12 protein-coding genes and 1 other RNA gene are annotated in these 14,333 nt (G+C 62.4%); 4 read left to right on the top strand and 9 right to left on the bottom strand.

All coding sequences use genetic code 11. The features are described from left to right. Window positions 1–40: 40 nt before the first annotated feature. Complete coding sequence (gcvP, locus tag VLA07_RS10870) at window positions 41–2,914, bottom strand: aminomethyl-transferring glycine dehydrogenase (RefSeq protein ID WP_333989226.1); 2,874 nt, start codon at window positions 2,912–2,914, stop codon at window positions 41–43. Window positions 2,915–3,070: 156 nt separating this feature from the next. Between gcvP and VLA07_RS10865 the strand changes: the two genes are divergently transcribed. Beyond that, entirely contained in the window at window positions 3,071–4,213 is a 1,143-nt protein-coding gene (locus tag VLA07_RS10865) for a DegT/DnrJ/EryC1/StrS family aminotransferase (protein WP_333989225.1), read from the top strand. A gap of 56 nt (window positions 4,214–4,269) precedes the next feature. Here the strand turns inward: VLA07_RS10865 and gcvH are convergent, their stop codons facing one another. From gcvH to VLA07_RS10825, 8 genes are all read right to left on the bottom strand, one after another. Beyond that, the gene (gene gcvH / locus VLA07_RS10860; protein ID WP_333989224.1) at window positions 4,270–4,653 is read right to left on the bottom strand and encodes a glycine cleavage system protein GcvH; all 384 of its coding nucleotides are present in this window, start codon (window positions 4,651–4,653) and stop codon (window positions 4,270–4,272) included. A gap of 49 nt (window positions 4,654–4,702) precedes the next feature. After that, the gene (gene gcvT, locus VLA07_RS10855; RefSeq protein ID WP_103368197.1) at window positions 4,703–5,785 is read right to left on the bottom strand and encodes a glycine cleavage system aminomethyltransferase GcvT; all 1,083 of its coding nucleotides are present in this window, start codon (window positions 5,783–5,785) and stop codon (window positions 4,703–4,705) included. A gap of 156 nt (window positions 5,786–5,941) precedes the next feature. After that, window positions 5,942–7,558: an ABC transporter permease gene (locus VLA07_RS10850; protein WP_134784918.1), complete on the bottom strand. Its 1,617-nt coding sequence runs from the start codon at window positions 7,556–7,558 to the stop codon at window positions 5,942–5,944. Between the two features lie 201 nt (window positions 7,559–7,759). Beyond that, entirely contained in the window at window positions 7,760–8,764 is a 1,005-nt protein-coding gene (locus tag VLA07_RS10845; RefSeq protein WP_333989223.1) for an extracellular solute-binding protein, read from the bottom strand. 220 nt (window positions 8,765–8,984) lie between these two features. Next, a complete protein-coding gene (locus VLA07_RS10840; protein ID WP_333989292.1) occupies window positions 8,985–10,202 on the bottom strand; it encodes a 2-octaprenyl-3-methyl-6-methoxy-1,4-benzoquinol hydroxylase in 1,218 nt (405 codons plus the stop codon). 109 nt (window positions 10,203–10,311) lie between these two features. Beyond that, window positions 10,312–11,499, bottom strand: a complete 1,188-nt coding sequence (ubiH, locus tag VLA07_RS10835) for a 2-octaprenyl-6-methoxyphenyl hydroxylase (protein ID WP_333989222.1) — start codon at window positions 11,497–11,499, stop codon at window positions 10,312–10,314. Beyond that, window positions 11,496–12,830, bottom strand: coding sequence for a Xaa-Pro aminopeptidase (gene pepP, locus VLA07_RS10830; protein ID WP_183782965.1), 1,335 nt, complete (start codon window positions 12,828–12,830; stop codon window positions 11,496–11,498). The genes ubiH and pepP overlap by 4 nt, the downstream gene beginning before the upstream one ends. 27 nt (window positions 12,831–12,857) lie before the next feature. Continuing rightward, entirely contained in the window at window positions 12,858–13,418 is a 561-nt protein-coding gene (locus VLA07_RS10825) for a YecA/YgfB family protein (RefSeq protein ID WP_333989221.1), read from the bottom strand. Window positions 13,419–13,552: 134 nt separating this feature from the next. Between VLA07_RS10825 and VLA07_RS10820 the strand changes: the two genes are divergently transcribed. The 3 genes from VLA07_RS10820 to ssrS all read left to right on the top strand — a co-directional run bounded on the left by VLA07_RS10820 (window position 13,553) and on the right by ssrS (window position 14,285). Continuing rightward, on the top strand, window positions 13,553–13,762 hold the full coding sequence (locus VLA07_RS10820) for a TIGR02449 family protein (RefSeq protein WP_333989220.1): 210 nt from the start codon (window positions 13,553–13,555) through the stop codon (window positions 13,760–13,762). Further along, a complete protein-coding gene (locus VLA07_RS10815) occupies window positions 13,759–14,076 on the top strand; it encodes a cell division protein ZapA (RefSeq protein ID WP_007967943.1) in 318 nt (105 codons plus the stop codon). The genes VLA07_RS10820 and VLA07_RS10815 overlap by 4 nt, the downstream gene beginning before the upstream one ends. A 30-nt stretch (window positions 14,077–14,106) precedes the next feature. Continuing rightward, window positions 14,107–14,285, top strand: a non-coding RNA gene (ssrS, locus tag VLA07_RS10810) — 6S RNA. Window positions 14,286–14,333: the final 48 nt, after the last annotated feature.

Here is a 14,333-nt window from a genome sequence, read left to right as displayed (position 1 = left end):
CAAGCCCGCTCCCACAATGGCTCTGCGTGTTGCCTGAAGATCAGCGGTAATCGTCTACCGGGACGCAGGCACAAAACAGATTGCGATCCCCATAGACGTTATCCACCCGATTCACCGCCGGCCAATACTTGTGCGCCTTGGTGTGCGCATCCGGGGTGATGCCCTGTTCGATGCTGTAAGGCCGCTCCCACACTCCAGTGACATCCGCCAGGGTATGCGGCGCGCGCTTGAGCGGGTTGTCTTCCGCCGGCCAGTTGCCGTTCTGCACTTCGGTGATTTCCGCGCGGATGCTCAGCATCGCGCCGATGAAACGATCGAGTTCGGCCTTGGACTCGCTCTCGGTCGGCTCGACCATCAGCGTACCCGGCACCGGGAAGGACATGGTCGGCGCATGGAAACCATAGTCCATCAGGCGCTTGGCGACGTCCTCTTCACTGATCCCGGTCTGCGCCTTCAACGGCCGCAGATCAAGAATGCACTCATGGGCCACCCGCCCGTTGCGCCCGGTGTAGAGCACCGGGAATGCGCCGGATAAATGCTGCGCCAGATAGTTCGCGGCGAGGATCGCCACTTCGCTGGCATCCGCCAGTTGCGGCCCCATCATCGCGATGTACATCCAGCTGATCGGCAAAATGCTCGCGCTGCCCCACGGCGCCGCGCTGACCGCGCCGTTCTGTGGCAGCGGGCCGTCAATCGGCACCACCGGGTGATTGGCAACGAACGGCGCCAGATGCGCGCGAATACCGATCGGCCCCATGCCCGGCCCGCCACCGCCGTGGGGAATGCAGAAAGTCTTGTGCAGGTTCATGTGCGACACATCGGCGCCGATGTCCGCCGGCCGCGCCAGCCCGACCTGCGCATTGAGATTGGCGCCGTCCATGTACACCTGCCCGCCGTGCTGGTGGATAACTTCGCAGATTTCGCTGATGCCCTCCTCGTACACGCCGTGAGTCGATGGATAGGTCGCCATCAGGCACGACAACTTGTCTCCTGCCTCGGCTGCCTTGGTTTTCAGGTCGTCCAGATCGACGTTGCCGGCCTCGTCGCACTCGACGATCACCACGCGCATCCCGGCCATTTGCGCCGAAGCCGGGTTGGTGCCATGGGCCGAGGATGGAATCAGGCAAATGTCCCGCGCGCCCTGCTGCCGGCTCTCGTGATATTTGCGAATCGCCAGCAGCCCGGCGTACTCGCCCTGAGCGCCGGAATTGGGCTGCATGCAGATCGCATCGAACCCGGTGATCGCGCACAACCAACGCTCCAGTTCTTCAATCATCAAGGTGTAACCGACCGCCTGTTCCCGTGGCGCGAACGGGTGCAGGTTGGCGAACTGCGGCCAGGTGATCGGGATCATCTCGCTGGTGGCGTTGAGTTTCATGGTGCAGGAGCCCAGCGGGATCATCGACTGGTTAAGCGCCAGATCCTTGTTCTCCAGTTGCTTGAGGTAGCGCAGCATCTCGGTTTCGCTGTGATGCGCATTGAACACCGGGTGGCGCAGGTACGGCGTGTTGCGCTGCAGGTGGTCGGGAATGCCGGAAACCAGTGCTTCTGCGTCAATGTCGTCGACGTTCAAACCATGATCGGCACCGAGCAGCACGTCGAACAGTTTGGCCACCGTGTTTTCATCGCAAGTCTCGTCGAGGCTCAAGCCGACTCGGCCACGGCCGAGAATCCGCAGGTTGATCTGTGCAGCCTTGGCGCTGTCGATGATCGCGCTCTGCGCGCCGCCAACCTCCAGCGTGAGGGTGTCGAAAAACTGTGCGTTGATCCTTTGGATGCCATGGCGCTCAAGGCCCGCCGCCAGGATGCAGGTCAAGCGGTGCACGCGCTGGGCGATGCGTTTCAAGCCTTGCGGCCCGTGATACACCGCGTAGCAACTGGCGATGTTGGCCAGCAGCACCTGCGCGGTGCAGATGTTCGAGTTGGCCTTCTCGCGGCGAATATGTTGCTCACGGGTTTGCAGGGCCATGCGCAACGCGACGTTGCCACGAGCGTCTTTCGACACGCCGATGATCCGCCCCGGAATCGCCCGTTTGTACTCCTCGCGGCTGGCAAAAAACGCTGCGTGCGGGCCACCGTAGCCCATCGGTACGCCAAAGCGCTGGGACGAACCGAACACCACGTCCGCGCCCAGTTCACCCGGCGGTGTCAGCAGCAACAGGCTCAGCAGATCGGTGGCGACACAGGCCAACGCCTGCTGCGCGTGCAACTGATCGATGACCGGACGCAGATCACGGATCTCGCCGTGAGTGTCGGGATACTGCAGCAACGCGCCGAACACTTGGTGCTGGCTGAGGTTATCCACCGCGTCGATGATCAGCTCGAAGCCGAAGCCTTCAGCGCGGGTCTGCACCACGGAAACAGTCTGCGGATGACAATTCTCATCGACGAAAAACAGATTGCTCTTCGACTTCGCCACACGCTTGGCCAGCGCCATGGCTTCTGCAGCGGCGGTGGCTTCGTCGAGCAAAGAGGCGTTGGCCAGTTCAAGACCGGTGAGGTCGATGGTCAGTTGCTGAAAATTCAGCAACGCTTCGAGACGGCCCTGGGCGATCTCCGGTTGATACGGTGTATAGGCGGTGTACCAGCCAGGATTTTCCAGCACATTGCGCAGGATGACCGTCGGTGTGAGCGTGCCGTGGTAGCCCATGCCGATCAGGCTGGTCCAGACCTGATTCTGCTCGGCGTAACCGCGCAGCTTGGCCAGCGCCGCCTGCTCATCAAGGGCCGGCGGCAAGTCCAGCGCCCGATTCAGGCGAATGCCCGGCGGCACCGTCTGCTCGATCAGTTCGACCCGGCTGCCCAGACCGAGGCTGTCGAGCATCGCCTGTTGTTCGGCGGCGTCGGGGCCCAAATGGCGGCGCAGAAAGGCTTCGGGGTCGCGTAACTGGCTCAAGGATGGCAACTGGGACATGACGGGCTCTCTCTTGGCTGGCGCTCGGCGTCAATGCAACACGGTCAAACCAGCATAGCAGCCGATCCCGACGCGCACGGCTTGGCGGCAGAGGGGGTTCCGGGGCATGCTGTAGCGCCTGCATCAGGCGTCCAACCTTCGGATGATCCAATCCTCATGAACCAACTGCCGTTCCTGCCGTTTTCCAAACCTGTCATTGATGAAGCCACGATTGCCGCCGTCGGCGATGTGCTGCGTTCCGGCTGGATCACCAGCGGGCCGAAGGTCCAAGCCTTTGAAGCACAGTTGTCGGAATACTTCGGCGGACGCCCGGTGCGCACCTTCAACTCCGGCACCTGCACCATGGAAATCGCTCTGCGCATCGCCGGCATCGGCCCGGGTGACGAAGTGATCACTACGCCGATTTCCTGGGTCGCCACCGCCAACGTGATCCTCGAAGTCGGCGCCACACCAGTGTTTGCCGACATCGATCCGGTGACCCGCAACATCGATCTGGACCAGTTGGAAGCGGCCATCACCCCGCGCACCAAAGCGCTGATTCCGGTGTACCTCGCCGGCCTGCCAGTGGATCTGGATCGGCTATATGCCATCGCGCGCAAACACAATCTGCGTATCGTCGAAGACGCCGCTCAGGCCCTGGGTTCGAGCTGGAACGGCCAGCGCATCGGCGCCACCGGCGATTTCGTGTCGTTCAGCTTTCAGGCGAACAAGAACGTCACCTGCTCCGAGGGCGGCTGCCTGGTGCTGAACACCCCGGAAGAGGCGCGGCTGGCGGAGAAGTACCGCCTGCAGGGCGTGACCCGCAACGGCTTTGATGGTCTGGACGTCGATGTGCTCGGTGGCAAGTTCAACATGACCGACATCGCCGCCACCATCGGTCTGGGTCAATTCGCCCATATCGAGGCGCTGACCGCCCATCGTCAGGAACTGGCCCGGCACTACTTCAAATGTTTTGGCGATGACTTTGAAGCGACTTATGGCGCCCAACTGCCACCGGCGGACTTTACCCAGAGCAACTGGCACCTGTTCCAACTGGTCCTGCCGGAGCGCAAGGACGGCTTGCCGGCCCGCGCCACGTTCATGGAGCAGATGCAGGCCAAAGGCATCGGCATCGGCTATCACTACCCGCCGATCCACTTGCTGAGCCTGTACCGCGAGCGCGGGTTCAAGGAAGGCATGTTGCCAGTTGCCGAGCGCGTTGGACGCTTGATCGTGTCATTGCCGATGTTCACCACCATGACCAAGGACGACGTCGAGCGTTCGGTGGCGGCGGTGAAAGCGGTATTGCGCGACGCCTGATCGACGCCCACAAAAAAGCCCCGAGAGATCGGGGCTTTTGCAGTATCACACTCTGCTTAGTCGCCGATGGCAGCCTTGTAGGCAGCGGCGTCCAGCAGCTTGTCCAGCTCGGCCTTGTCGCTTGGCTTGAGCTTGAAGATCCACGCACCGTACGGGTCGGAGTTCAGCAGTTCCGGAGAGCCGCTCAGATCTTCGTTGACGGCGATCACTTCACCGCCGACCGGGGAGTAGATGTCGGAAGCGGCCTTCACCGACTCGACAACACCTGCTGTATCACGGGCAGTAAACACTTTGCCGACTTCGGCCAGCTCAACGAACACCACATCGCCCAGCGCTTCCTGCGCGTGATCGCTGATGCCCACGGTAACGGTGCCGTCGGCTTCCAGGCGTGCCCATTCATGACTTTCGGCAAAACGCAGTTCAGCGGGGATATTGCTCATGCTCGGTGTCCTCAAGAAAATTGTCAGCGGTCAGGCCCGCCGGAAAAGGTCAGATCAAGGTTTTACCATGGCGCACGAAGGTCGGTTTGACCACTCGTACCGGATACCACTTGCCACGGATTTCCACTTCGGCGCGGTCGGCGGTAGCCATCGGTACACGCGCCAGGGCAATCGATTTGCTTAGCGTAGGAGAGAAACTACCACTGGTGATCTCTCCTTCGCCAACATCGGCGATACGAACCACTTGATGGGCGCGCAAAACACCGCGTTCCTCAAGCACCAGACCCACCAGTTTGTGCGCAACGCCGGCGGCTTTTTCCGCTTCCAGGGCCGAGCGACCGATGAACTGCCGCGAAGCCGGTTCCCAGGCGATGCTCCAGGCCATATTGGACGCCAGCGGCGAGACATCCTGATGAATGTCCTGGCCATAGAGGTTCATCCCGGCTTCGACCCGCAACGTGTCGCGGGCGCCGAGGCCGATGGGAGAAATGCCGGCACCGACCAGATCGTTGAAAAATCCCGGCGCCTGCTCGGCCGGCAAAGCGATTTCCAGGCCGTCTTCACCGGTATAACCGGTGCGGGCGATGAACCAGTCGCCATCGACTTCGGCTTCGAACGGTTTGAGGTGCTGGATCAGTGCGGCGCGGGACTGGGTCACCAGTTCGGCAATCTTCTGCCGGGCCTGCGGGCCTTGAATGGCGAGCATCGCCAGATCCTGACGCTCGTGCAGATGCACGTCGTAACCGGCGACCTGCGCCTGCATCCACGCCAGATCCTGGTCGCGAGTGGAGGCGTTGAACACCAGACGATAACGGTCTTCGAGGCGATAGACGATCATGTCGTCGACGATGCCGCCACGTTCGTTGAGCATCGTGCTATAGAGCGCGCGGCCGGGGCGATGCAGGCGTTCGACGTCATTGGCCAGCAAATGCTGCAGCCAGGCCTTGGCCTGGGGACCGTCAACGTCGATAACGGTCATATGGGAAACATCGAACACCCCGCAATCGCGGCGCACCTCGTGGTGTTCCTCGACCTGCGAGCCGTAATGCAGTGGCATGTCCCAACCGCCAAAATCGACCATCTTCGCGCCGAGGGCGAGATGCAGGTCATACAGAGGCGTACGCTGTCCCATGGGTTTCTCCTTCCGGGCGTGGCGAAGGTGCGGACAGCCGCTGTACGGGGTGAAAGCCTCGAAATAGAAGGCTTTCAGCCGATTTCAGCGAACGGGTCTGTCAGACGAACCGCACCGAATGCCGCGCATTGTAGCCGCATGATTCAGGACTGACGACTAAGTGTTTCGGTGCGCCGAGCGGCGGATCAGGCCGATGACCGGTAACAGGCCGACCAACACCAGGGTCAGCGCCGGCAGCGATGCCCGCGCCCATTCCCCTTCACTGGTCATTTCGAAGATTCGCACCGCCAGCGTGTCCCAGCCAAACGGGCGCATCAGCAGGGTCGCGGGCATTTCCTTGAGCACATCGACGAACACCAGCAACGCCGCGCTCAGTGTGCCGGGCAGCAACAGCGGCAGATACACTTTGAAAAACAGTCGCGGCCCACTGACACCCAGACTACGTGCCGCTTCGGGCAATGAAGGCCGTATACGCGCCAGACTGTTTTCCAGTGGTCCGTAGGCCACCGCGATAAAGCGCACCAGATAGGCCATCAGCAACGCCGCCAGACTGCCCAGCAGCAATGGTTTGCCGGCGCCGCCGAGCCAGCCCGACAGCGGAATCACCAGTTCGCGGTCGAGATAACTGAACGCCAGCATGATCGACACCGCCAGCACCGAACCCGGCAGCGCATAACCAAGATTGGCCAGACTGACCCCGGAACGGATTGCCCGGGTCGGCGCCAGACGTCGGGCAAACGCCAGCAGCAGCGCGACGCTGACGGTGATCAACGCCGCCATGCCGCCCAGATACAGGGTGTGCAGGATCAGCCCGGCATAACGCTCATCGAGATCGAAGCGCCCGCGCTGCCAGAACCATACGAGCAGTTGCAGCAACGGAATCACGAACGCGCAGGCAAACACCAACGTGCACCAGCCGGTCGCCGCGAACGCCTTTAGCCCGCGCAGCTGATACAACGCCTTGACCCTGGGGCGCTCGTTGCTCGCCCGGTTGGCGCCACGTGCGCGCCGCTCGCCGTACAGCACCAGCATCACAACCAGCAACAACAGGCTCGCCAGTTGCGCGGCGCTCGGCAGACTGAAGAAGCCGTACCAGGTTTTGTAGATGGCGGTGGTGAAGGTGTCGAAGTTGAACACCGACACCGCGCCGAAATCCGCCAGCGTCTCCATCAGCGCCAGCGCCACACCGGCGCCAATCGCCGGACGCGCCATCGGCAACGCCACCCGCCAGAACGCCTGCCATGGCGATTGCCCGAGTACCCGCGCCGCCTCCATCAAGCCTTTGCCCTGCGCGAGAAACGCGGTGCGCGCCAGCAGGTAGACATAGGGATAAAACACCAGCACCAGCACCACAATCACCCCGCCGGTGGAGCGCACGCGCGGCAGGCGCAGGCCGCTGCCGAACCACTCACGCAGCAGGGTCTGCACCGGGCCGGCGAAGTCCAGCAGGCCGACGAAGACGAACGCCAGCACGTAGGCCGGGATGGCGAATGGCAACATCAGCGCCCAGTCGAGCCAGCGCCGTCCGGGGAATTCGCAGAGGCTGGTGAGCCAGGCGAGGCTTACACCGAGCAGCGTCACACCGACGCCGACGCCGAGCACCAGCGTCAGGGTGTTGCCGAGCAGGCGCGGCATCTGGGTTTCCCACAGGTGCGACCAGATCTGCTGATCGATGGTCTGCCACGACAGCAGCAGGACACTCAGGGGCAACAGCACCAGCGCGGCAATGGCGAGGACGATGGGATACCAGCGGCGTTGGGCGGGGTGGGCCAAGGGGGTTCTCTGCAAGAGGGCCAACGCCCATTCGACGTCGACCACATGTTGTGGCGAGGGAGCTTGCTCCCGCTCGGCTGCGAAGCAGCCGCAGGAGATTAACAGTTCAATTCACGCCAGACGCAAGGGCGCCATGGGGTCGCTTCGCGACCCAGCGGGAGCAAGCTCCCTCGCCACAGAGGGCTCGCCGTGATGGCCGGCTCAGTTCCAACCCGCGCGATCCATCATGCGGATCGCTTCCGCCTGACGCTTGCCCGCCACTTCCACCGGCAAGGTGTCAGCGACGAACTTGCCCCACGCCGCCACTTCTTCCGAAGGTTTCACTGCCGGGTTGGCCGGAAACTCCTGGTTGACGTCGGCGAAGATTTTCTGCGCCTCAGGCGTGGTCATCCACTCCACCAGCGCCTTGGCGGCTTCCGGGTGCGGTGCATGCTTGGTCAGGCCGATACCGGACAGGTTTACATGCACGCCGCGATCGGCCTGATTCGGCCAGAACAGTTTCACCGGCAGGTCGGGCTTCTGCTTGTGCAAACGACCGTAGTAGTAGGTGTTGACGATGCCGACGTCGCACTGCCCGGCGTTGATCGCTTCCAGCACCGCGACGTCGTCGGAGAACACATCGGTGGACAGGTTGTTGACCCAGCCCTTGAGGATCTTCTCGGTCTTCTCGGCGCCGTGCACTTCAATCATGGTCGCGGTCAGCGACTGGTTGTAGACCTTCTTCGCCGTGCGCAGGCAAAGACGCCCTTCCCAGTCCTTGTCGGCCAGCGCTTCGTAGGTGGTCAACTCGCCCGGTTTCACCCGCTCGGTGGAATAGGCGATGGTCCGCGCACGCAGGCTCAGGCCGGTCCAGGCGTGGCTTGAGGAGCGGTATTGCGCGGGAATATTGGTATCGATGGTTTTCGAAGTGAATGGCTGGAGGATGCCCATCTGCTCGGCCTGCCAGAGGTTGCCGGCATCCACGGTGAGCAGCAGGTCGGCGGTGGCGTTTTCGCCTTCGGCCTTGATCCGCTGCATCAGCGGCGCTTCCTTGTCGGTGATGAACTTGATCTTCACCCCGGTTTTCGCGGTGTAGGCGTCGAACACCGGTTTGATCAGTTCATCGATACGCGAGGAGTAGACCACCACCTCGTCGGCGGCCTGGGCGGCAGTGCTGCCGATCAGGGTCAGGGCCAGTGCGGTCAGGAGACGCTTGGGTGCCAACATGGGAGTGATCTCTCGGTCGGAAAATGTGGGCCAAATGATAAGGACTCACATTTACCAGCTCAATCGAACACTTGGGCAAGGAGTTACCAGATGTTGCACAAGCTGAAATTCATGGCGTCGGTTCTGGCCCCTTCGCGAGCAAGCCCGCTCCCACCCTTGAAATGCATTCCAATGTGGGAGCGGGCTTGCTCGCGAAGAGGCCATCAGCCTCAAACAGATCTCAGGGTTTGGCCAGTACCGGCAGATCCCCGGTCAACCCCAGCGCCTCACGCACAAACAACGCCTTGGCCTCCGGCATCTGCTCCACCAGTTTCAATCCGGCGTTGCGCAACCAGCGCACCGGCAACGGGTCAGCCTGGAACAGACGCTCGAAGCCCTCCATCGCCGCCATCAATGCCAGGTTGTGCGGCATGCGCCGACGCTCGTAACGACTCAGCACTTTCACATCCGCCAGCCGTTCGCCGCGTTCCGCCGCCTGCAACAACATTTCAGCCAGCACCGCCGCATCAAGGAAACCCAGGTTCACCCCCTGCCCGGCCAACGGGTGAATGGTGTGCGCGGCGTCGCCGATCAGTGCCAAGCCTTCGGCCACGTAGCGTTTGGCGTGGCGTTGACGCAACGGCACGCACAGCCGTGGATCAGCGCTGATCACCTCGCCCAGGCAACCTTCGAATGCCCGCTCCAGCTCACGGCAGAACGCGGTTTCATCCAGCGCCATCAGGCGTTCGGCTTCACTTGGCGTGGTCGACCAGACGATCGAGCACCAGTCCTGCTGCCCGTCACGTTCCAGCGGTAGAAACGCCAGCGGCCCGTGATCGGTGAAACGCTGCCACGCTGTCATCCGGTGCGGCTTGCTGCTGCGCACGCTGGTGACGATGGCGTGGTGCAAGTAATCCCACTCGCGGGTGGCGACGCCGGTCAGCCGGCGCACCGCCGAATTGGCGCCGTCCGCAGCAATCACCAGCGGCGCACGCAACTGCCGACCATCGGCCAGGGTCAGCAGCCAGTCGTCACCGGAGCGGCGCATCTGTTCCAGCCGTGCGTTGGCCAGCATGCCCAGATCGCAATCGTGCAAGCGATCGAGCAAGGCATCCTGCACCACACGGTTTTCGACGATATGACCGAGCACTTCGGCATGCACACTGCTCGCCGAGAAGTGAATCTGCCCGGTGCCGCTGCCGTCCCACACGTGCATGTCGGTGTAGGGGCTGCTGCGGCGCTTGGCGATGCCGTCCCAGACGCCAAGACGTTCGAGTATCCGCTGGCTGGCCGCCGACAAGGCGCTCACTCGCGGCTCGAACGGCGCGGCGGCGTCGAACGGTTTGACGCTCAGCGGGCTGCCGTCGAGCAGCAACACTTCCAGGCCGCTGTCCTGCAACGCCAACGCGAGGGCGCTGCCGACCATTCCGGCTCCGACAATCAGCAGATCTGCGCGCATTTCCATGCTTTAAGCCTGTCTCGCTGGCGGCATGCGCCGCCCGTAAAGGGTTTTAGCGAGCGCGCCAGTTGGCGGCGCGCTGCTGAAAGTGAAAGTGCCGACCCGCCGCTCAAGCATCCGGCCGCGTCCCCAGCCCCATGGCCTGACGAGCAAACCAGCGCTTGGCCGGTGGCAACAGATCGAGACCGAGCAGGCCGATGTTGCGGCCCAGCGAGACCAGCGGCTGAGTGCTGCCGAACAACCGCGTGACCTGATCGGAGAAGCCCACCGTGAGCTCCTGATCCAGACGCTGCCGCTCGCGATAGGCCTGCAAGGTGGCGAAGTCGCCCAGCGGCTGGTCACTGGCGAGCAGTGCGGCAGCCAAGGCATCGGCGTCGCGCAGGGAAAGGTTGAAACCTTGTCCGGCAATCGGGTGCAGGCTGTGCGCGGCATTGCCGAGTACGGCCAGATGCGAGCGCACCTGCTCTTCGGCCTCGACCAGCGACAACGGATACAGATGCCGCGCGCCGACCTGTTTCAAGGTGCCGAGGCGGTAGCCGAACACGCCTTGCAGTTCGCTGAGGAAATCACGCTCGCTGAGGTCTGCCAGGCGTTGCGCATCCATGCCCAGGCGGGTCCAGACCAGTGCGCAACGGTTGTCCGGCAGCGGCAGCAGCGCCATCGGCCCTTCGTCGGTGAAACGCTCGAAGGCCATGCCGTTGTGCGCTTCACTCGGGGTGATGTTGGCGATCAGCGCGCTCTGGTTGTACGGACGCTTGCGCACGTTGATGCCCAGTTGTTCGCGCAGACCGGAGCGACCACCATCGGCGAGCACCGCCAGATCGCACTCGACGGTGGTTTCATCATTGAGGGTCAGGCGATAGCAGTCGGGCAGCGGCTCCATGCGCGTGACTTCCGCCGGGCAGCGCCAGCTGATCACGTCTTTATCCAGATGCTGCCACAGGCACTGGCCGAGCCAGGCGTTTTCCACCACGTAGCCCAAGGCCGGCACGCCCTCTTCCATCGCCGACAGACGGGCGGTGGAGAAGCGACCACGGTCGGACACGTGAATCTGTTTGATCGGCTCGGCGCGGCGGGAAATCTCCTGCCACACGCCCAGCCGTTGATAGATCTGCCGGGAACCGAAGGACAGCGCCGACGAACGTGCGTCGTAGCTCGGCTGCCAGCTGTCGCCGGGGGCGAACGGTTCGATCAGGACGATTTTCCAGCCGCGGGCCTTGGCCCCGGCCTGCAAGGCCAACGCCAGACTGGCGCCGACCAGGCCGCCACCGATGATTGCCAGATTGACTCGACTCATGCCGCGTGTGTCCGTGCTTGCGCCATCAGCGCTTCGATTTCGGCAACGGTTTTCGGTACGCCGCTGGTCAATATTTCACAACCGGTCTTGGTCACTACCACGTCATCCTCGATGCGCACGCCAATGCCGCGCCATTTCTTCGCTACGTGCTGGTTGTCCGGGGCGATGTAGATGCCCGGCTCCACGGTCAGCGCCATGCCGACCTCCAGCACCCGCCATTCGCCGCCGACTTTGTACTCGCCAACGTCATGTACATCCATGCCCAGCCAATGGCCGGCACGGTGCATGTAAAACGCTTTATAGGCTTCGGTCGCGATCAACTCATCGACCTCGCCTTGCAGGATTCCGAGCTTGACCAGACCTGCGGTAATCACCCTGACCGTGGCTTCGTGCGCCTGATTCCAGTTTTTGTTCGGGGCGATTTCAGCGAATGCGGCTTCCTGCGAGGCCAGCACTAGTTCGTAAATCGCTTTCTGCTCGGCGGAAAACTTGCCGTTGACCGGCCAGGTGCGGGTGATGTCGCTGGCGTAGCAGTCGATTTCGCAACCGGCGTCGATCAACACCAGATCACCGTCCTTGAGCAGCGCGTCATTCTGCTGGTAATGCAGGATGCAACTGTTGCGCCCGGCGGCGACGATGGAACCGTAGGCCGGCATCTTCGCCCCGCCCTTGCGGAATTCGTAATCCAGTTCGGCTTCGAGGCTGTATTCGTACAGTCCCGGCCGGCTGGCCTGCATCGCGCGGATATGCGCCTGAGCGGAAATCCGCGCGGCTTCGCGCATCACCTTCACTTCTGCCGCCGATTTATACAGGCGCATGTCGTGCAACAGGTGATCCAGGGCAACGAATTCGTTCGGTGGCTGGGCGCCGAGGTGCGCCTTGGAGCGGATCACGTTGATCCAGTCCATCAGATGGCGGTCGAACTCCGGGTTGCTGCCCATCGCCGAATACACCCGGTCGCGGCCTTCGATCAGGCCCGGCAGGATGTCGTCGATGTCGGTAATCGGGAACGCGTCGTCAGCGCCGTAATCACGGATTGCGCCTTCCTGGCCGGCGCGCAGGCCGTCCCATAACTCGCGTTCGGCATTGCGCTCGCGGCAGAACAGCACGTACTCGCCGTGCTCGCGGCCGGGCATCAGGACGATGACGGCTTGCGGCTCGGGGAAACCGCTGAGGTACTGAAAGTCGCTGTCCTGACGGTAGACATGCTCGACGTCGCGGTTGCGGATCGCCACTGCGGCGGCGGGCAGGATCGCGATGCTGTTGGGTTCCATCTGCGCCATCAGGGCCTTGCGGCGACGGCTGTATTCCGCTTTGGGGATATGGGTCATGGGCAGATGGCTTTCCCTGGCACGCGATTAATGCAGCGACGGCTTGGCGGCTGGCGGCACGTCGGCTTTCTTGGTTTCCGAGAACAGCAGCAGCGGCGCGACGCGCAGGTATTCCATGACTTCCATGTAGTCGCTTTCGCCGTCTTCGGATTCTTCCAGAGCGTCTTGCACCTGGGAGATCGCCGCCAGATCCTGCAGCACTTCGGTGGCTTCGGTGCTGAGCATGCTGCTGTCGCGGCAGTTCAAGCCGAAACCGCTGAGGAAGCCCTGGCACCATTCGCCCAGCGCGGCAGCCCGCTCGGCCAGTGGTGCGTCATCAGTCGGCAGCAGCAGAACGACGGTGACGTCGTCACCGGTCAACTCACCCTTGACCATCTCTTGCAGGCCGATCAGGGCGTTGCGGACGTTGTCCTGTGGCTCGTTTTCCAGAAGTTCGGCAGCATCGATCAGCCACTCGTCGGCGTTGAAGCCGGCACCGGCGCAGCTGCGGCCGAGCAGCAGGCCGTGCAGTTCGGCAGGCGAGACGTTGTGGCCGCTGGCAGTCAGCAGAGTGGCAAAGGCTTGGTACGGGGAATTCGCAATGGTCATGGGCAGCTAGGCGCCAGACGGCGCTATGTCTAGAATGAAGGCCTTGTATCCTACATCGACAGACTCGCCAAGACTATTAAAGGCTGTCCGCCAGCCAGGCGCCTGCCGCCCATCAGATGAATTCAGTGGACACAATGGAAGACACCGACCTGCAAGCGCTGATGGCCAGACTCGAAAAGCTGATTAGCCGAGTCGAGCAACTAAAGAGTCAAAACGCACTCTTACTAGCTCAGGAAAAGACCTGGCGCGAGGAACGCGCTCACCTCATTGAAAAAAACGAAATCGCCCGGCATAAGGTCGAATCGATGATTTCGCGCCTCAAGGCCCTGGAGCAAGACTCATGAGTTCAAGCAATAGCGTTACCGTGCAGATCCTCGACAAAGAATATTCGATCATCTGCCCCCAGGAAGAACGCAGCAATCTGGTCAGCGCCGCCCGCTACCTGGACGGCAAGATGCGCGAGATCCGCAGCAGCGGCAAAGTCATCGGCGCCGACCGTATTGCGGTAATGGCCGCGCTGAACATCACCCACGACCTCTTGCACAAAGAAGAGCGCCCGGATATCCAGGCCAGCGGCTCGACCCGTGAACAGGTGCGCGACTTGCTCGATCGTGTCGATCTGGTGCTGGCGGACGATCCGGACATCAGCAAGGGCTGATTCGCCAGGCCGCTTGAGGTATACTCGCGGCACTCCCTGGGGTGCTTGCCAGTTGACGATGTCCCTGAGCCGATTTGCACTACCCTGGAGGTTGCACGTTGGGCTGGTGTGCATGTCCGCCAGACGGAAAGCCTTAAAGTCTACTGCATCCTCCACCTTGAACTTTCGGGTTCAAGGGCTAAGTTGACAGCGGTTCATCCGGGGAGCCTGATTCGAATCCGATGCCGGTTTTTTGCCGGCATCGGATTTTTTATGCG

The organism is Pseudomonas sp. S3(2024) (genome assembly GCF_036861315.1).
Lineage (GTDB): Bacteria > Pseudomonadota > Gammaproteobacteria > Pseudomonadales > Pseudomonadaceae > Aquipseudomonas > Aquipseudomonas putida_A.
Note: the sequence above shows the minus strand (reverse complement) of the source record. Positions and strands in the feature narration are given on the sequence as shown.